At 68.1% G+C, this 18,031-nt stretch carries 13 protein-coding genes; 3 read left to right on the forward strand and 10 right to left on the reverse strand.

The features are described from left to right. The first annotated feature begins 2 nt into the window (after nucleotides 1–2). Nucleotides 3–5,960, forward strand: coding sequence for a hypothetical protein (locus Q7L73_RS02590; protein WP_304685941.1), 5,958 nt, complete (start codon nucleotides 3–5; stop codon nucleotides 5,958–5,960). Here Q7L73_RS02590 and Q7L73_RS02595 read toward each other — a convergent pair. From Q7L73_RS02595 to Q7L73_RS02615, 5 genes are all read right to left on the reverse strand, one after another. Next, nucleotides 5,913–6,923, reverse strand: a complete 1,011-nt coding sequence (locus Q7L73_RS02595) for a phosphatase PAP2 family protein (RefSeq protein WP_304685942.1) — start codon at nucleotides 6,921–6,923, stop codon at nucleotides 5,913–5,915. The genes Q7L73_RS02590 and Q7L73_RS02595 overlap by 48 nt on opposite strands. Nucleotides 6,924–6,984: 61 nt before the next feature. Beyond that, the gene (locus Q7L73_RS02600; RefSeq protein ID WP_304685943.1) at nucleotides 6,985–8,289 is read right to left on the reverse strand and encodes a sulfate adenylyltransferase subunit 1; all 1,305 of its coding nucleotides are present in this window, start codon (nucleotides 8,287–8,289) and stop codon (nucleotides 6,985–6,987) included. After that, nucleotides 8,289–9,194 carry a sulfate adenylyltransferase subunit CysD gene (cysD, locus tag Q7L73_RS02605; protein WP_304685944.1) on the reverse strand — a complete coding sequence of 302 codons (906 nt, stop codon included), beginning with the start codon at nucleotides 9,192–9,194 and terminating at the stop codon, nucleotides 8,289–8,291. Before cysD ends, Q7L73_RS02600 begins: the two co-directional genes overlap by 1 nt. After that, nucleotides 9,191–10,126: a sulfite exporter TauE/SafE family protein gene (locus Q7L73_RS02610; protein WP_304685945.1), complete on the reverse strand. Its 936-nt coding sequence runs from the start codon at nucleotides 10,124–10,126 to the stop codon at nucleotides 9,191–9,193. Before Q7L73_RS02610 ends, cysD begins: the two co-directional genes overlap by 4 nt. A gap of 42 nt (nucleotides 10,127–10,168) precedes the next feature. Continuing rightward, nucleotides 10,169–10,843, reverse strand: a complete 675-nt coding sequence (locus Q7L73_RS02615; RefSeq protein ID WP_304685946.1) for a phosphoadenylyl-sulfate reductase — start codon at nucleotides 10,841–10,843, stop codon at nucleotides 10,169–10,171. 147 nt (nucleotides 10,844–10,990) lie between these two features. Here Q7L73_RS02615 and Q7L73_RS02620 point away from each other — a divergent pair, with 147 nt between their 5' ends. Continuing rightward, nucleotides 10,991–12,019: a hypothetical protein gene (locus Q7L73_RS02620; RefSeq protein WP_304685947.1), complete on the forward strand. Its 1,029-nt coding sequence runs from the start codon at nucleotides 10,991–10,993 to the stop codon at nucleotides 12,017–12,019. A 7-nt stretch (nucleotides 12,020–12,026) separates the two neighbouring features. On the opposite strand, the gene Q7L73_RS02625 is transcribed toward Q7L73_RS02620, so the two are convergent. From Q7L73_RS02625 to Q7L73_RS02635, 3 genes are all read right to left on the reverse strand, one after another. Beyond that, entirely contained in the window at nucleotides 12,027–12,683 is a 657-nt protein-coding gene (locus tag Q7L73_RS02625; RefSeq protein WP_304685948.1) for an HAD family phosphatase, read from the reverse strand. Beyond that, nucleotides 12,683–14,512, reverse strand: a complete 1,830-nt coding sequence (locus Q7L73_RS02630) for a nitrite/sulfite reductase (protein ID WP_304685949.1) — start codon at nucleotides 14,510–14,512, stop codon at nucleotides 12,683–12,685. The genes Q7L73_RS02625 and Q7L73_RS02630 overlap by 1 nt, the downstream gene beginning before the upstream one ends. A gap of 81 nt (nucleotides 14,513–14,593) precedes the next feature. Beyond that, on the reverse strand, nucleotides 14,594–14,809 hold the full coding sequence (locus tag Q7L73_RS02635; RefSeq protein WP_304685950.1) for a hypothetical protein: 216 nt from the start codon (nucleotides 14,807–14,809) through the stop codon (nucleotides 14,594–14,596). Nucleotides 14,810–14,861: 52 nt separating this feature from the next. Here Q7L73_RS02635 and Q7L73_RS02640 point away from each other — a divergent pair, with 52 nt between their 5' ends. Then, nucleotides 14,862–15,794 carry a GDSL-type esterase/lipase family protein gene (locus tag Q7L73_RS02640; RefSeq protein WP_304685951.1) on the forward strand — a complete coding sequence of 311 codons (933 nt, stop codon included), beginning with the start codon at nucleotides 14,862–14,864 and terminating at the stop codon, nucleotides 15,792–15,794. Between the two features lie 49 nt (nucleotides 15,795–15,843). On the opposite strand, the gene Q7L73_RS02645 is transcribed toward Q7L73_RS02640, so the two are convergent. Both Q7L73_RS02645 and Q7L73_RS02650 read right to left on the reverse strand, forming a co-directional pair. Then, complete coding sequence (locus Q7L73_RS02645; RefSeq protein ID WP_304685952.1) at nucleotides 15,844–17,412, reverse strand: acyl-CoA carboxylase subunit beta; 1,569 nt, start codon at nucleotides 17,410–17,412, stop codon at nucleotides 15,844–15,846. A 55-nt stretch (nucleotides 17,413–17,467) separates the two neighbouring features. Further along, nucleotides 17,468–17,959, reverse strand: coding sequence for a DUF2269 family protein (locus tag Q7L73_RS02650; RefSeq protein WP_304685953.1), 492 nt, complete (start codon nucleotides 17,957–17,959; stop codon nucleotides 17,468–17,470). Nucleotides 17,960–18,031 lie beyond the last annotated feature (72 nt).

Consider the following 18,031-nt stretch of genomic DNA (forward strand, 5'->3'; position numbering starts at 1 on the left):
GCATGGGCGACTTCGGCGAAGACGACTCGACGATTGGCAACGCGCTCGCGCGCCCGTGCGAGCTGACTCCGACTTCGGTGAAGGACGTTGTCGCAGCGGTCTGGACGATCTTCTTGAGTGGCAGAAAACAAGAGGGGAGAAACGCAAGCTCGCTCGGCACCCGTCTCTTGAGGATCAACTCGTTCGTCGGCATGACGCTGACGCTCCCGCAGGACGCGCAAACGACCGACAGCGCGCTCGCCTTCGTTCGGCACGGAGCGGTAGGCGCCGCTGCCGAAGCGTTGCTGGCGCTCAAGAGCCATGATCCTCAGGCCAAACACAGAATGGCGAGTGTCAGAGATACGCTCCGATTCCGGTTGCGCCAGGCGGGGCAGGCACCAGCGGAGAACTGGGGCGAGTTGCTTATGCTCGGGCGTGCGGTGGCGATCCACACGAGCGTCGCGACAAGGCTTGAGAGCAAGCACCGCGATAGACGCGGTGGGTCCAGAGCACTTATGGAGGTGTTCTGGAAGATCGCGGTGACGAGCGGGACACTCGCGCTGCGAGCGGGCCAGGGTCCTCACAGCGAGATGCCGGCGGGCGCAGGTGTCGCGAGTTTGGAGAAGACTGACGAGCCTCGCGATCACGGGGCGGAGCTGATCCGCCTCCGTGAATGCGCTGAGCAACTCAGCAAGGGGTTAGAGACGGCTTCCGCGGCATTGAGAACTGACGGTCTGCCGCCGGCCGCTGATCTCATCGAGTCCCTCGTGCGGTACGGGGCCGATGTCGAGGCCCTTGCTGCAGCGCTTGAGACCGCATCAGATCTGAGCGCGATCAGAGCCGCGCTCGCGCAGCGCGATCCACGAGTTCGCGCACTTAGAGCGTTGGCGAGTCTCAGGACGGTCGGCGACCAGCTCCTGCCGGATGCTGACGTTCTGCGTGACAGCGCGCGTCATGCGCTCGCTCGACTCTCCGAAGGCGTTCAGGTCGAGGAACTGGATGCGCTGCTCTGGATGCATGATTGGATCGGCAGCTACCACCACGGGTTCGAGGCCTTCGACTCCGACGTTCTGATGGCAGCGTTGCTTGCCGCGGGAATCGGTACGCGGCTCGCGACAGCACCGACGATCGACAAACTCCGTCTCGGTGCGACCAGCGGCGAGGCGCTGGCACCGGTGATGATCGCAGCCAGTGAGGAGTCAGAACTTCCGCCGGAACCTGAGCCGGAGCCGGAACCTGAGCCGAAGCCGGAGCCTGAACCGAGGCCCGAGCCCGATCCAGAATCGAAGTCGGAGCCAACGCCGGCGGCCGAACGGGAGCCGGGTGAGGCCGAGCGGGAATCGGCAGAGACGCCGGTTCCCGAACCGCTGCCGGAAGTGACGGTGGATCCAGCGCTCACGCTTGAACGGGAGCCGGGGGAACCTGTAACGGAATCGGCACCGGTATCCGAACCCGAGCACGAACCAGAACCTGAGCACGAACCCGCGTCCGAGTTCGGAGAGCGGATCTCGCAGCGGCTTCCTCCTGAGATTGGGACCGCCGCGCTCGTCAGTCGGGGACTGGCTGGCGTAGCGGCGGCCGAACTCCCCCCTTCGCCCCGGCGGACAGCACTCGAGCTGCTCGGGCTCGCGGCAAGCGCGCGGTCTCCTCACGGTCCCTGTGCTGGTCAGCTCTCCCGCACGATCGGCGAGCTCCACGAGAAGCTCGAACAAGAAGAAACGCAGCTGATCGCCGTCAGCGCGGCCATCAGCTGCGCGGTCGTTGCGCCGAGTGGATGGATTCAGGAGCTGTTCGGCGAAGCGGCGCCCGCGATGCAGGATCGCGCCGGTCTGCGCGCGATCAGCGAGGTGCTGCACGACTCGGCGCAGCGGCACTTCATCGTTCCGCACGGCGACGACCGGCCGGTGAGAGGCGAGTCGCCTGGAGTGCTTCAGCGCAGACTTGATGCGCTGGCAATCGACGCGCGTCGGTGGTTGGACAAGCCGGGCAAGACACAGTTCGAGCGCGCTACACGCCTCTGGCAACGCTGGGTCGACGAGCGTTCCGGGCGGCTGGGGCGGATGCTCGCGCGCGTGATCGAGAATCGTCCGTCGGAGATAGCGGCGATGCAACCGGAGGTGCGAGACCTCCGTGCGAATCTGCTCAGAACACTTGACGACGACGACGCAAAGCTGCGCGGCTCCGGTTCGAGCCGTCTCGAAGGGCGAGCGCGGCGAGAACTGGTTCGACGTACTGAAGAGATCCTGCAGCTCGTCGACGACGCGATCGTCGCGTCGCACGCACTGCTCGAATTCGAGCAAGACACCCGCACTGAGAACCCAGGCGGGGCAGCGACGCTCGACGCCATCCTCGATGTTCTGACCGCACACCTCAAGGCAGCGAAGGAAGAGGTCGCCCAACTCGACAGAGCTGGCAAGGTGGTGGCCGCTGCCAGCCTCAGGTTCGCGCTCGATCGTCTTCAGCAGCTTGTGGTCAAGCGCGAGCTCGACCTCTCCGATCGCGAGCCTCCGTTCGAGGAAGCGCTGCGAGGCACTCTGCTCGCCTTTGACGTGGAACTCGATGAGGACCTCGAGCTGATCCGACGCCCGCTCAGCGAGAGAACGCGCGCACAGATCCTGGAGCAGCCGCCGATCTGGCGACAGGCATGGAGACTGCGTCGGGCGAGAGGCGAGGTGTTGCACGCTCGGCGAATCCGTCGCATCCTCGTGGAGGTCGAGATGCGAGATCCTCAGAGGCTCGACAACGAGCTTCAGCAGACAGAGCGCAGAGTGCGCCGCGAGCTGGAGGACGAGACGGAACAGCTGCGCACAGAGATCGACCGTGACTGGCGCATGGGACACCTGGCGCCGTCCGTTTGCGCTCTGCTGTTGCAGCGGCTCGATCGCATCGCGGTCCAGATCGACCAGCCGGACGCGCTGTTGCTGCGGGCGCTCGACGGTCTGCGCGATGACGCCCGGACGGAGGCGCGAGAACATGTCGCTGACAGGACCGCCCTGCTTCTGAAGGAACTTGCCGCGGCCGGCTGCGAGCAGGAATTGACCGAAGCGGTTGAGCGGCTCCTTGAGGGGGGGGACATCACGAGCGCGGAAGACGCGCTCGCTCAGATCCGGCGAGGAGAAAGACCGAGCCTCAAAGCCCAGAGAGACCACCTGGATGAGCTGCGGAGATTCCTGGAAACCGCCGACCTGCTCGCGAAGGAGAACCTCACGGCGAAACGTGTACAAGCAGCTGTTCGTGGCGACCAGCAGCTCACCACGCTCGACTTCGAGGCTGTTCGGGAAGCTGGCCACGAGCGCGCCGTGTCGCGCGTGGTCGAACGCTGGTTCTCGCTCGACGAAGAACGAAACGCGCGCGCCGACCGTCGCGGCGAGTTGCGGGAACACATCAATGCGATCTTGGAGCTGCTCGGCTTCCAAGTTACGGAGATCGGGTATGGCACGAGCGAGGTGCGCTCTAACCAGCCCTCGGTTGAGTTCGAGGTTCGCACCAAACCGAAAGGTCGGTCGTACGCCCCGCAGTTCGGCAGCGAAGGCACGGTCTTGCGGACCGTGCTGCTGCGCTCAAGAACGACCGATGTCGTCACCGCTGCCGGCAAAACGACGGAGTTGGCGTGCATCGTGCTCATCCCGCGCGTGCTGACCTCGACGCAGCGACGGCGAATCGCGACGCTTCAGCGCAACAGCCCGACCGCCAGCCCGGTGCTGGTCATCGATACCGCGGTGTTTCTGCACGCTTGTGCTCATGGTTCACTCGGGCTTGCGCCGACGATGCGAGTTGCGCTGCCGTTCACCGCAGTGAATCCATATACTCCCTTCCGGGCCGGGTCGGTGCCGACCGAGATGTTCTACGGGCGCCAGCAGGAAGTTAAGGATCTGCTCGACCCTGATGGCTGCTCGATCGTCTACGGCGGGCGCCGGCTCGGCAAGTCGGCGCTGCTTTACGAGGCCGTACGACGCGCAGAGCAGTCTGATGACGAGATCGCCGCGATCGTCGTCGACCTGAAGGGCGTAGGGATCGGCGAACGCAATCCGCCGTCGGCGCTGTTGCCGTTCCTGACCGAGCAGCTCAGCGCACGCCTCGATACTCGAGTCAGAGAGGCGCGGCTCGGCGATTTCGAACGCCTGCAGACGCTCGTCGGGCAGTGGCTCGCGTGTGATGAGCGACGACGCATCGTGGTCCTGATGGACGAGACCGACGCGTTTCTTCAGGCAGACGCGGCGGTAAACTTCGAGACGACGAACCACCTCTCGGCGCTTCAAGAAAACAACTCACGTCGGTTCAAGGTCGTTTTCGCGGGGCTGCATCACGTCAAGCGGTTCAACGACGTCCCGAACCAGCGTCTCACGCACTTCGGTGGCAAGGTCGCGGTCGGCCCGCTGCCGATCGCGGATGCGCTGCGCCTCGTCCAAGAACCGTTTGCGGCGCTCGGCTTCGGCTTTGAGCCTCCTGAAGCAGTACACCGCATCCTGACGGAGACGCGTAACCACCCTTCGCTGATCCAGCTTGTCTGCCACAACCTCATGCGCCACGTCCTCGCGGGCAGACCTCAGGAGCTCGAGCCGCCGTACCGGATCACTCGCGAGGATGTGGAAGCGGTCATGTCGCGTCCGGCGCTGGTGACGGAGATGCGCGAGCGGATGGAGCTCACGCTCAATCTCGACCCGCGATATCGCGTCATCCTGCTCGTGATCGCACTGCAACTCCTTGAACGGACGGTTGAGCGACCGCTGCGCTCAGATGAGATCCGGAGACTCTGCACAGAGTGGTGGCCGGTCGGGTTCGCCGAAACCGGTGACTACGAGTTTGACGCGCTGCTTGAGGAGATGCGCGAGTTTGGCGTTTTGTATCGCGACATCAACACCGATGCTCACCGCCTGCAAAGTCCGAGCGTCGGACGTTTGCTCGGCACGTTCGAGAGCATCCAAGAGGCGTTGCTCAGCACCCATCAACTCAGCCCTCCGGTGCGTTTCAACGCGAACGCGTACCGCGAGCAGTTGCAGCACGACGGCGACACGTCGAAGGGGTCGGTGAGACGGAGCCCGCTCACGGTGGCGCAGGTGGGGGAGCTTGCCAGACACAGGGAGAGCCGGGTCGTCGTCGTTCTCGGGACCGCTGCGACTCAGGTGGCGAATGTCAACGATGCGCTGCATCTCGGCGGTCTCAAGCGACAGCTCGGAGCCTTCGGAGAGGCCAGGCGAACGGTCAAGCCGATAGCCGAAGCAGGGCCTGACGCGCGCGCATCCCGCGACTCCTACATCAACTCGGTTCGCACCCCGAGAGGCAACACGCACAAGTTGGTGGTGCTGACGCGGGATCCGCGGTCCGAGGACCTCGACACACTCATCGACGCCAGCGTCCATGCCATCGACACACTCGGCGGCAAGCGGACGAGCGGGACGGTCTGCGCCGTCATCGTGAGTCCGGCGACAGCAAGTGCTGTCCGGAGCCTGATCGGGGAGGACGAACGAGCTGTCGTTCGCCCATTCACCGTACTCAGGATGGAGCGCTGGGATCCGGCTGGCCTGCGTGCCTGGGCCTACGACGACGAGCTCGCCTTCGCAACCGACCGCTGGCTGGGCGAACTGCTGGCCACAACGGGTGGATGGCCGGCTCTGATCGAGCGGCTGGGGGCCGGCGAACTCCGCTCCAGCGCTGCACTCTCCAGCGCCCTCCGCGACGAACGCGAGCGGCTTGAGACAAGAGACGGCGCCTCGGAGCTGCTTGAGGCCGTCGGACTGACGGACCCTGAAAGCTTGGAGGGGCGCGCCTGGGACGGGATGTTGCGATACGGCGAGCCGGTGCCGCTCACGCGCAGCATCGTCACGGACGTGAGCGCACTCAGCGAGCTGACCGATGCGTACGCCGCACGTATCGCCTACGAGACGTTGCGCGCGAAAGACGTGCTCGTGGTCGACAAGCCGTCGCGCTCGATCTCACCCGAACCGACTGTCGCTGCTGCTTGGCGGCGAGTGTTCGGCTGAGGCTTGCTGCCGGGCGCCCTGATCGCGACGGCGCGCGTGCCAGCGCGTCCAGGCCCAGCGGACGCCGAAGTACGCGGCGACAGCGTAGATCCAGCCCAGCAACAGGTCCGCAACGTAGTGCTCGCCGCCCCAGACGAGCGCGAATCCCATCACGAGCGGGTAGGCGACCAGCAGCGTCCGCAGGTACCACCGCCGGGCGCTCCCCCACAGCTCCAGGCAGATCAGCAGCGAGAAGGCGGCGTGCAGCGACGGCACGGCGGCGACGTCGTTGGCGTACTCGTAGCCGGTCCCGACGAGGCCGAATCTGGCGCCGATCCCGAGCTGGCCCCAGATCTGCGGGATCGCCCGCTCGACGTGCGGGATCAGGCCCTGCTCGGCCGCCATCCACGGCGGCGCGGCGGGGTAGAGCGCGTAGGTCGCGAAGCCGGCCAGCGACAGCACCGCGACCGTGATCGCGTAGCGGCGGAAGCGCTGCCGGTCGAGCTTCCACAGGATCGCCGCCAGCAGCGGCGTCGCGAAGAAGTGGGACATGTAGACGACCCACGCGACGATCCCGTACCAGGGCAGCGTGCCGGGGGTGTAGAGGCGCTCCTGCAGCCAGGTCGTCGGCACCTGGCCGCCGAAGAGGAATCTGTCGACGTCGATCTGCGGCAGGAAGAACGGCTCGAAGAAGAGGCCGTCGGCGGCGCCGCGGGCGAGGTCGTAGCCGGCCAGCACGAGGAAGAACGGCAGCCAGTCGATCAGCGCGCCCTTGAACCAGCCTCTGAGGTCGCCGAACGAGAAGGCGAGCAGCCCGAGCAGGATCCACAGCAGGATCCAGTCGCGCGTCAGCGGCAGCCCCTCGGCGGCGACGAACCAGACCGTCGCCGCCAGCCACACGAGCGGCGGCAGCAGCCGCAGCGCCCGCCTCGGTCGCGTGAGCGACGATCCGATCGCGGGCCTGCGGCTGGTACTCGATTCCATCGCGCGACGATAGCGCCGTCGCGCGTTCCGGGGCAGGCCGAAGCCCGCCCCGGTGCGGGCGCTAGCCCGAGATCAGACCGGCGCCGACGGTGTCGTTGGTCGCCTCGTCGATCAGGATGAAGCTGCCGGTCTCGCGGTTGCGCTCGTAGCTGTCGAACGCGAGCGGGCTGCTCAGCTTCAGCTTCACGTGGCCGATCTCGTTCAGCGACAGGCCGCCCTCGGCCGGCTCGCGGTCGAGCGTCTCGACGTCGAGCCGCCAGTCGATCGCCTCGACGATGCCGCGCACGGCGCGCGTCGTGTGCTTGATCGCGTACTTGCCGCGCGGCTGCAGCGGCTGGTCGCTCATCCAGCAGACGACCGCCTCCAGCTCCTTCGCGACCGTCGGCTGGTCGCTCGGGCGCGCGATCATGTCGCCGCGCGAGACGTCGAGGTCGTCTTCCAGTAGAAGCGTGACCGACTGCGGCGGGAAGGCGGCGTCGAGCGGGCCGTCGATCGTGTCGATGCCGGCGACTCTGGTCGTGCGGCCGGAGGGCAGCACGACGACCTCCTCGCCGGGCGTGATCACGCCGCCGACGACCTGACCGGCGTAGCCGCGGTAGTCGTGGTAGCGCTCGTCGTTCTGCGGGCGCACGACCCACTGGACCGGGAAGCGCCAGTCGTCGAGGTTGCGGTCGCCCGCTATCTCGACCGTCTCGAGGTGGTGCAGCAGCGTCGGGCCGTCGTACCAGGGCGTGTTCGCCGAGTCCTCGACGACGTTGTCGCCCTTCAGCGCCGAGATCGGGATGAAGGTGATCTCGCTGAAGGCGGCGATCGGCTCCGACCACGCCTTGAAGTCGGCGACGATCGCATCGAAGACCGACTGGTCGTAGTCGACCAGGTCCATCTTGTTGACGCAGACGACGAGGTGCGGCGTGCGCAGCAGCGCCGAGATCGCGGCGTGGCGGCGCGACTGTCTGACGAGGCCGTTGCGAGCGTCGACCAGCACCAGCGACAGGTCGGCCGTCGAGGCGCCCGTGACCATGTTGCGCGTGTACTGCTCGTGACCGGGGCAGTCGGCGATGATGAAGCGCCGTCTGTCGGTCTGGAAGGAGCGGTAGGCGACGTCGATCGTGATGCCCTGCTCGCGCTCGGCGCGCAGGCCGTCGGTCAGCAGGGCGAGGTTGAGCTCGCCGTCGCCGCGGCGCTCGCTCGTCTCCTTCACGTGCGCGAGCTGGTCGGCGAGGATCGACTTCGCGTCGTGCAGCAGGCGGCCGATCAGCGTGCTCTTGCCGTCGTCGACCGAGCCGGCGGTCGCGAAGCGCAGCAGCTCCGTCGTCTCAATGCCCTCGTCGTGCGGTCGCCCGTTCATCGAGGCCGTCGCTGCCATTAGAAGTAGCCCTCTCGCTTGCGGTCTTCCATCGCGGCCTCGGTCGCGCGGTCGTCCGCGCGCGTCTGGCCTCGTTCGGTGATGTTGGTCGCCGCGATCTCCGCGACGACCGTCTCCAGCGTGGTGGCGGTCGAGGTGACGGCACCGGTGCAGCTGATGTCGCCGACGGTCCGGTAGCGGACCATCTCGGTGAAGACGTCTTCGCCCTCCATCCGCTCCATGAAGTCGAAGGCGGCGTAGAGCATCCCGTCGCGTCTGAAGACCTCGCGCTCGTGCGCGAAGTAGATCGACGGCAGCTCGAGTCTCTCGCGCTCGATGTACTGCCAGACGTCGAGCTCGGTCCAGTTCGAGATCGGGAAGACGCGCACGTGCTCGCCCTTGCGGACGCGGCCGTTGTAGAGCTGCCACAGCTCCGGGCGCTGCGCCTTCGGGTCCCACTGGCCGAAGTCGTCGCGGAAGGAGAAGATCCGCTCCTTCGCGCGGGCGCGCTCCTCGTCGCGGCGGGCGCCGCCGAAGGCCGCGTCGAACTGGTGCTCCTCGATCGCGTCGAGCAGCGTGACCGTCTGGAGGCGGTTGCGGGAGGCGCGCGGGCCTCTCTCCTCGACGACGCGACCCTTGTCGATCGACTCCTGCACGGAGGCGACGATCAGCCGCTCGCCGATCTCGGCGATGCGGCGGTCGCGGTACTCGATCACCTCGGGGAAGTTGTGACCGGTGTCGACGTGCATCACCGGGAACGGGAACCTCGCCGGGCGGAACGCCTTCTCAGCCAGTCGCAGCAGGACGATCGAGTCCTTGCCGCCGGAGAAGAGCAGCACGGGCCGCTCGAGCTCGGCGGCGACCTCGCGCATGATGTGGATCGCCTCGGCCTCGAGCGCGTCCAGATGTGAGAGCTCGTACGTCATGCCTGTTCCGTTGCGGTGGGTGGGTCGGTCTTGGGGAGGATGTCTGCGCTGCGTATGCGGCGCTGTCTGCCGCGGTGCAGCCCGTAGGCGGCGACGGCGACCAGAAGCGGCACGATGAAGATGACAGAGACGGGATAGTCAGCGACACCGGCCTTCTTCAAGAGTGCCATGCCGGCGGCGAGGAGGACTATCCCGAGCGTCGGCCGCAGCGCGTTCTCGGGCAGCTTGAACGCGAGGTTCGAGCCGATCCAGACGCCGGGGAGCGAGCCGATCAGGATGTTGCCGGCGAGCGCCAGGTCGACGTTGCCGCTGAGCAGGTGCGCGATCGAGGCGACCCACAGCAGCAGCGCCGCGTGGAAGACGTCGGTGCCGACGACGCGCAGCGGCGTCAGACGGAAGACCAGGATCAGCGCGACGGCGATCAGCGCGCCGCTGCCGGCCGAGGTGAGGCCGAGCACGAAGCCGACCGAGATGCCGACGAGGATCGCCGCGACCTTGTGGCGCGTGTCGAATCTCTCGATCGTGACGCGCTCGCCGCCGCTGCTCATGAACAGCGCGCGGGCGAGCACGGCGATGCCGGTGACGAACAGCGCGCCGGCGACGGCGGTCAGCAGGAAGGTGTCGAACGAGTCGCCGCCGAGCGCCTTCTCCAGCATGTGCAGCACCTGCACCCCGCCGAGCGCGCCGGGGATCGAGCCGACCGCGAGCCACAGCGCGATCGTCATGTCGACCGAGCCGCGGCGCCAGTGGCGCCAGCCGCCGACGGTCTTGGTGACGGCGGCGTAGGCGAGGTCGGTGCCGATCGCAGTCGTCGGCGCGGTGCCGAGCACGAGGATCAGCAGCGGCGTCATCAGCGAGCCGCCGCCGATGCCGGTCATGCCGACGAGCATCCCGACGCCGAAGCCGAAGGCGATGACGAGAGGCCAGTCCACGGCGTCAGTCTTTCACCATTTCGGTCGGAATACCCGACTGATTCAACCGTGAAGGCCGCACTCGACCTTGTCGTTCCCCGCCCAGCGGCCGCTGCGGTCGGCGGCGGGCACCGTGCAGTGGGTGCAGCCGATCGACGCGTAGCCGCGGTCGTGCAGCGGGTTGTACGGCAGGTCGTGCTCGTGGATGTAGCGCCAGATGTCTCTCTCGCTCCAGTCGGCGAGCGGTGCGGCCTTCCAGATTCCCTGCTTCTCGTCCCAGCTGATCTTGGGCGTGTTGGCGCGGGTCGGCGCCTGGTCGCGGCGCACGCCGACGATCCATGCGTCAACTTCGCTCAACGCCTGTCTGAGCGGGACGACCTTGCGGATGCCGCAGCACTTGTCGGGCGCGCTCTTCCACAGCTCGGGCCCGTGCTGCGCCTCCTGCTCGGCGAGGCTCATGCCCCGCCACGCCTCGAACTCGACGCCGTAGCGCGCTTCCATCTTTCTCCACGTCTCATAGGTCTCGGGGAAGAGAACACCGGTGTCGAGCGTGAAGATGCGGGCCTCGGGCTCGATTCTCAGTAAGAGATCGATGAGAACCGACTCCTCCTGCTGAAACGAGCAGGCGAGATAGAGGCGCGGGTGGAAGCGCTCCACCATCCGCGCGACCACCTCCGCGGCCGTGAGCGACTCCGCGTCGGCGGTCAGCGAGTTGTCGATCGGAGCGGTCGCACTCATGGTCGACGTAAATTAGCAGAAACCCGATGGGGTTTCGGGAATTTAGACCATTGCGGTCAACAAAGCGACCCCTCCGCGGTTGCCTTCCCCCACCTGCTTCCGGCATGCTGGACGGAAAGGGGACAGACCGCGGAATCGGGGGATTCGATGGGGTTGAAGATCGCGTTCATCGCGCGCACGGGAACGCCCAACGCCTACTACCGCGCCGTCGGGCCGCTGATGGCGCTGACGGCTCGGGGGCACGGGCTCGCCCAGGTGATGGGGGAAGGTCAGCCGCCGAACCACGGCGCTCTCGCCGAGTGCGACCTGCTGCTCGTCCATCGCTTCAGTGAGGGCGACCCGTTGACGGCGATGCGGACGGTGCACGAGCGGGGCGTGCCGGTCGTGTGGGACAACGACGACGACGTCGTCGCGCCGCAGCGGGCGTCGGGCGCCGGCAGAAGACGCTGGAACGCGGTCGAGCGCCAGCGCCTGGTCGGCTCGATCCGGCGCGTGCACAGACTTGCGAGCGTCGTGACCACGCCGAGCGCCCAGCTTGCCGAGGGCTACCGCGAAGACGGCGCGCGCAACGTCCACGTGATCGAGAACTACCTGCCGTCGCAGTTCGTGCTCGCGCGCCGGCCGCAGCGCGCCGACGACACCGTCACGATCGGTTGGACCGCCGCCTTCGAGCACGAGGTCGACGCTCGCGAGCTGAGACTGCCGCAGTTGCTGAGAAGACTGATGGAGGCCCACCCGCAGGTGCGGGTCGCCTCGCTCGGCGTCGACCTCGGTCTGCCGCGCGATCGCTACAGACGCTCCAGACCGCTGCCGTTCGACCAGGTCGCGCCATGGGCGGCGAGCTTCGACATCGGGATCGCGCCGCTGACTGACATACGCCTCAACCGCGCCCGCTCGAACATCAAGCTGAAGGAGTACGCCGGAGCCGGGACGCCGTGGGTCGCCTCGGCGGTCGGGCCGTACGTCGGCCTCGGCGAGCGCCAGGGCGGCCTGCTGATCGACAACGACCGCTGGTACGAGACGCTCGAACGGCTCGTGCTCGACGCCGGTCAGCGACGCCGGCTGGGCGAACAGGGCCTCGCCTGGGCGCGCACGCAGACGATCGAGACGAACGCCGCCGTCTGGGAGCGGCTGCTGACCGGGCTCGTCTCCGAGGCGGCGGCGCTGCGCCGCTGAGACGGCTTCAGCGGCGAGAGGCCGAGACCAGGCGCGGCAGTTCGGCCATCGCGTCGAATGGCTCGGCGCCCTCGTCGCGCAGCAGTGCGGCGGGGGTGCGGGCGCTGTAGCCGAGCACGCGCATGCCGGCGGCGCGGCCGGCCTTGACGCCGGCGGGGCTGTCCTCGACGACGACCGTCGCGGCCGGCTCGAAGCCCATCCGCTCGGCGGCGTGGTGGAAGAGGTCGGGCCACGGCTTGCCGCGGCCGACGTCGTCGGCGGAGAAGATGCGCGCGTCCGGGAAGCGGTCGGTCAGGCCGGCGGCGGCGAGGCCGCGGCGGATCCGCTCGTGGTCGCCGCTGGAGGCGAGGCAGTAAGGGATGGCGGCGGCGTCGAGGCCGTCGAGCGCCTCGGCTATCCCTGGGATCGCCGGCGCCTCGCCGGCGGCGTAGGCGGCGAACAGCGCCGCGCGGTAGTCGTCGCGCAGCGTCGCCGGCGGCGGTGCGCCGAGCCGCTCGGTCACGACCTCGACCATGTGGCCCCACGACCGCCCCATGAACTCCCGCACCGAGTCGTCGGTGCTGGTCGGCAGGCCGATCGCCGTCAGGCCCTCCGCGAGGACCCGGTTGGCGACCGGCTCAGAATCGACGAGGACGCCGTCGCAATCGAAGATGACCGCGGTCACTAGACCGCGCACTCACCCTCGCCGCGCTCGACCACGAACGGGATGTTCTTGTTCCAGTCGATGAACAGGTTCATGTTCTCGAGGTTGAACTCGGCCGGCATCGCGAGATCGCGGACCGCGTCCTCGAACGCGCTCGTGCCGACGCGCTCGGCGAAGGCGTTGAACTCCTCGCCGTCGTTGCGGTCGGACTCGTAGAGGCGGACCCAGCGCTCGACCGCCTCCGGCACGCGCTTGCTCGGCAGGCGCAGTCTCAGGCGCGCGCCGAAGATCACCTCGCCGCCCTCGTAGCGGCCGCCGATGTGCGGGATCGAGGCCGGGATCGTCTTGTCGCCGACCTTGATCGAGGCGCCGTAGAGGCCGATGTTGGCGATGTGGTGCTGCGAGCAGCCGTTCGGGCAGCCCGACATCTTGATGTGGATTCTGCGCGTCAGCGGGTCGGTCAGCTCCATCGCCGTGACGCGCTCCTTGACGGCCTGGTTGAGGCCCATCGAGGAGGTGATGCCGAGCTTGCAGGAGTCGGTCCCGGGGCACGAGACGACGTCGGTGATCTCGTCGACGCCGGCCTCGCCGAGGTCGAGCGCCTGCAGCCGCGTCCAGACGTCGTAGAGCGCCTCGTCGCGGACCCAGCGCAGCACGAGGTTCTGCTGCACCGTCGTGCGCGCGAAGCCGCCGCTGTAGTCGCGCATGATCGCGGCCAGGCCGCGGAACTGCTCGGGCGTCAGGTCACCGCGCTCGATCTTGATCTCGACCGTCGAGAAGCCCTCCTGGATCTGGGCTCTGACGTTCGTCGAGACGTAGTGCTCGAACTCCGACAGGTCGCCGTTGGGCGTCCCGTACGAGGGCTGGAGCGACGGCGCGTTGGCCTCCTCGTCGTAGACGAAGAGACGCTGCATCGGGTCGAAGTCGCGCTCGTGGACCCAGTCGCCCTTGAGCTCCTCCTCGACCTGGTTGCGCAGCTCCTCGATGCCGAACTTGTCGACGAAGACCTTCAGGCGGGCACGGGCGCGGTTCTTGCGCAGCCACTCCTGGCGGTCGAAGATGCGGAAGACGGCCTCGGCGACCTTCAGGAACTCGCCGTCCTCGGCTCTGACGAAGTCGTAGAGCGTCGGCGCGACGCGCGCCATGATCGACGTGCCGCCGCCGACGCGGACCTCGAAGCCCTTGACGCCGTCGCGCACTCTCGCGAGGAAGGCGATGTCGTGGATGCCCGTGATCGCGCGGTCCTCGGCGGTGCCGTCGAACGCCGTCTTGACCTTGCGCGGCATCAGCTGCGTCGTCGGGTGACGGACGAAGTAGCGCACGTAGGCGCCGGCCCACGGCGTCGTGTCGAAGACCTCGTCCTCGCAGATCCCCGCCCAGGGATCGGCGGTGACGTTGCGGACGGTGTTGCCGCAGCCCTCGCGCGTCGACAGGCCGACGGCGCTGATGTCGCGGATCAGCAGCGCCATCTGATCGAGCGGAACGTGATGGATCTGCACGTTCTGGCGCGTCGTGACGTGCGCCTTTCTGAGCGGCGCGTAGCGCTCGACGACGTCGGCGAACGCCTCCATCTGCTCCGGCGTGACGCCGCCCCACGGCAGCTTCACGCGGCACATCTGGACGTTCGGCTGGCGCTGGCCGTAGACGCCCTGTCTGAGGCGGAAGCCGATGAACTCGGCCTCCGGGTAGTCGCCGGCCAGGAATCTCGACGACTCGGTGTCGAAGTCGTCGAACTCGCGCTCGAGGATCGGGATGATGTGACCCGGGACGTCGGCGATGACCTCCGGGTTGTCGATCGAGCCCAGCTTGCCGGGGCTCTTCGTTCTCTCTCTGACCGAGCTGGGTTCCATGCGAAGCGATCCTCCTACGGGCGGGCGGAGGACAAAGGTACCAAACCCCTCAGGATTTTCGGGGTTTTCCGCGTGAGCGGCTCAGCGGCCCCACGGGTGGGCGTCGGCGCCCGGACCCGGAAGCCCGCGCACGCCCTCCAGCAGGGCGGTCCGCGTCCAGCGGTCGACCTGCTCGGGCGCCGCGACGAACGTCGGCGCCGTGTCGCGCATGAACTGCTCCAGCGCCGTGACGACCGCGGCCGCCTCCTCGGGCGAGGCGTTGGGGGCGACGATCTCCAGCTGGGGACGGCGGTTCATCCCTCGGAGGGTACCGCTCGCACCCGCGCACGAGGTCCGTTAGCGTGGCCAGATGATCCCACCACGCATCGCGACCGGCATCGGTGCCGTCGCGGCGATCGCCGCGCTGTCCCTGCCGTCCGTGGCCACGGCCGCCAAGAAGCCCACGGCACAGGGCAAGAAGGCGGCGCCGCAGTTCTACGTCTCGCTCGGAGACTCCTACGCCAGCGGCTACCAGCCGCCGGCCGCCGGCGCTGCCGCCGGCAACACCAGAGAGGGCTTCGTCTACCAGGTGCCGGCGCTGGCGGCCAGACGCGGCTGGAAGCTGAGAGTCGTCAACTTCGCCTGCGGCGGCGCGACGACGACGTCGATCCTCGAGCAGAAGGACTGCCCGAAGGCGGCGCTCGGCCCGGGAGCCGCCGGCTACGGCGGCAAGACGCAGATCCAGGCGGCCGAGGCCTTCCTGAAGAAGAACAGAGCGAAGGTCGGCCTGATCACGGTCTCGATCGGCGGCAACGACGTCACCGCCTGTGCGACCGAGCCCGACCCCGTCGCCTGCGTCGCGGTCGCCCAGCCGAAGCTGGCCAGAAATGTCGCCACGCTGACCAGACGCCTGCGCAAGGCGGCCGGTCCGAGAGTCCGCATCGTCGGCACGACCTACCCGGACGTGATCCTCGGCTCGTGGCTGCTCGGCACCGACGCCGGCAGGTCGCTGGCGAACCTGTCGGTCTTCGCCTTCCAGTCGTCGATCAACCCGGTGCTGAAGAAGACCTACGAGGGCGTCGGCGGCAGATTCGTCGACGTGACGGCGGCGACCGGCGCCTACACGCCGCTCGACCAGACGACCGACGCGCCCGGTATCGGCGTCGTCCCGATCGCGGTCGCGAAGGTCTGCGACCTGACCTGGTTCTGCGCCGCGAGAGACATCCACGCGAGAAAGTCCGGCTACGCGATCATCGCCGACCTCGTCGCGAGAACGCTGCCGAAGGGCAAGCAGGGCAAGTAGCGCTGCGCGCTGCGGCGGCGGGGAGGAGCCCGCCGCCGTGGCATCGCTTCTACAGCGGGATGTTGCCGTGCTTGCGCTGCGGGCCCGGCTCGCGCTTGGTCTGCAGCATGTGCAGCGCCGCGATCAGCTTCGGGCGCGTCTCGTGCGGGACGATCACGTCGTCGATGTAGCCGCGCTCGGCCGCCGAGTAGGGGTTGGCGAAGCGCGCCTTGTAGTCGTCCATCAGCTTTCTGCGGCGCTCGTCCGGCGTCGGGCTGTTGGCGATGTCGCGCCGGTAGATGATGTTGACCGCGCCCTCCGGCCCCATCACCGCGACCTCCGCCTGCGGCCAGGCGAAGTTGAAGTCGGCGCCGAGGTGCTTGGAGGCCATCACGTCGTAGGCGCCGCCGTAGGCCTTGCGCGTGATGACGGTGATCTTCGGCACGGTCGCCTCGGCGTAGGCGTACAGCAGCTTCGCGCCGTGGCGGATGATCCCGCCCCACTCCTGCGCGGTGCCGGGCAGGAAGCCGGGCACGTCGCAGAGCGTCAGGATCGGGATGTTGAACGCGTCGCAGGTGCGCACGAAGCGCGCGGCCTTCTCGGAGGCGGCGATGTCGAGCACGCCCGCCAGCGACGCCGGCTGGTTGCCGACGATCCCGACCGGGAAGCCGTCGAGCCGCGCCAGCCCGCAGATGATGTTCGTCGCGAAGTGCTCGTGCACCTCGAGGAACTCGCCGTCGTCGACGATCAGCCTGACGACGTTGCGCATGTCGTAGGGCTTGTTCGGGCTGTCCGGGACGACCGTGTCCAGCTCCGGGTCCTCGCGCAGCGGGTCGTCGGTCGGCTGCACGCGCGGCGGCAGCTCGAGGTTGTTCGACGGCAGGAACGAGAACAGGTAGCGCGCGTCCTCGAGGCAGGCGTCCTCGTCGTCGGAGGCGAAGTGCGCCACCCCGGACTTGGAGTTGTGCGTCATCGCGCCGCCCAGCTCCTCGAACGTCGGCTCCTCACCGGTGACGGTCTTGATCACGTCGGGACCGGTGATGAACATGTGAGAGGTCTCTCTCACCATGAAGATGAAGTCGGTGATCGCCGGCGAGTAGACGGCGCCGCCGGCGCACGGGCCCATGATCAGCGAGATCTGCGGGATCACGCCGGAGCAGCGGACGTTGCGCAGGAAGACGTCGCCGTAGCCGCCGAGCGAGACGACGCCCTCCTGGATGCGGGCGCCGCCGGAGTCGTTGATGCCGATGACGGGCGCGCCGATCTTGGCGGCGAGGTCCATCACCTTCACCATCTTCTCCGCCATCACCTCGCCGAGCGAGCCGCCGACGACGGTGAAGTCCTGGCTGAAGACGCAGACGGTGCGGCCGTCGATTCTGCCGTGGCCGGTGACGACGGCGTCGCCCCACGGCCGGTTCTTCTGCATCTCGAAGTCGTGCGTGCGGTGGCGCACGAACGTGTCGAGCTCCTGGAAGGAGCCGGGGTCGAGCAGCTTCTCGATCCGCTCACGCGCGGTGTACTTCCCCTTCGCGTGCTGCTTCTCGACCGCCGCCGCCGAAGCGGAGTGGATCGCCTCTTCGCGCAGCTCCTCGAGCTGGGCGAGCTTCTCGTCGAACGTCTCTGGAGCCTTTTGGCGCATAGCGGCGAGCGATGCTATCGCCCCGCCGCCGGAAAGCTCCCCGATCAGGGCCTGCTCAGGCGCCGGGCTTGACGACCATCAGGAAGACGGCGATCACGACCAGCAGCGAGGCGGCGCCGACGAAGATCGAGCGCTGGCGCGCGAGCGCGTCGTACTCGGCGCTGAGCGCGCCGCCGGAGCCCTGCACGTCGAGCGCGGCGCGGTCGCGCAGTCTGCGCGCGTTCGGGATCAGGACCGCGTGCTCGATCCCAAGCAGCACGATCACGATCGCGAAGGCACCGCCCCACCAGCCGCCCGAGAAGTCGCCCCAGCGGTCTGAGGCCATGTAGAAGCCGGCGATGATGACGACGATCGCGGCGGGGGTGACGACCATCCGCGAGACCTGGATCTGCGCCTCGTGGTAGGTCGGCAGCGAGCGCGTGTCGCGCGTGCGGACGACTCTGTCGATGACGGGGTACGCGAAGGTCACACCGAAGGCGACGATCGCCGCCAGGATGTGCAGGAAGAGGACGATCGCGTAGAAGTCGACGTGGCCCGGTGCAGTCATCGTTCAGACGCTACCCGACGCTCCCGACACGACGCCGCCCGCCCGCGCCGGGCGGCGCGAGCGGGCGGTTGG

Source organism: Conexibacter sp. CPCC 205762 (genome assembly GCF_030646155.1).
Taxonomy (GTDB): Bacteria; Actinomycetota; Thermoleophilia; order Solirubrobacterales; family Solirubrobacteraceae; genus Conexibacter.

Bases quoted from the DNA above. Each gene is read 5' to 3' on its own strand.
- Q7L73_RS02590 (WP_304685941.1), top strand. From the start codon at position 3: ATGGGCGACTTCGGCGAAGACGACTCGACGATTGGCAACGCGCTCGCG.
- Q7L73_RS02595 (WP_304685942.1), bottom strand. From the start codon at position 6,923: ATGGAATCGAGTACCAGCCGCAGGCCCGCGATCGGATCGTCGCTCACG.
- Q7L73_RS02600 (WP_304685943.1), bottom strand. From the start codon at position 8,289: ATGGCAGCGACGGCCTCGATGAACGGGCGACCGCACGACGAGGGCATT.
- cysD (WP_304685944.1), bottom strand. From the start codon at position 9,194: ATGACGTACGAGCTCTCACATCTGGACGCGCTCGAGGCCGAGGCGATC.
- Q7L73_RS02615 (WP_304685946.1), bottom strand. From the start codon at position 10,843: ATGAGTGCGACCGCTCCGATCGACAACTCGCTGACCGCCGACGCGGAG.
- Q7L73_RS02620 (WP_304685947.1), top strand. From the start codon at position 10,991: ATGGGGTTGAAGATCGCGTTCATCGCGCGCACGGGAACGCCCAACGCC.
- Q7L73_RS02630 (WP_304685949.1), bottom strand. From the start codon at position 14,512: ATGGAACCCAGCTCGGTCAGAGAGAGAACGAAGAGCCCCGGCAAGCTG.
- Q7L73_RS02635 (WP_304685950.1), bottom strand. From the start codon at position 14,809: ATGAACCGCCGTCCCCAGCTGGAGATCGTCGCCCCCAACGCCTCGCCC.
- Q7L73_RS02640 (WP_304685951.1), top strand. From the start codon at position 14,862: ATGATCCCACCACGCATCGCGACCGGCATCGGTGCCGTCGCGGCGATC.
- Q7L73_RS02645 (WP_304685952.1), bottom strand. From the start codon at position 17,412: ATGCGCCAAAAGGCTCCAGAGACGTTCGACGAGAAGCTCGCCCAGCTC.
- Q7L73_RS02650 (WP_304685953.1), bottom strand. From the start codon at position 17,959: ATGACTGCACCGGGCCACGTCGACTTCTACGCGATCGTCCTCTTCCTG.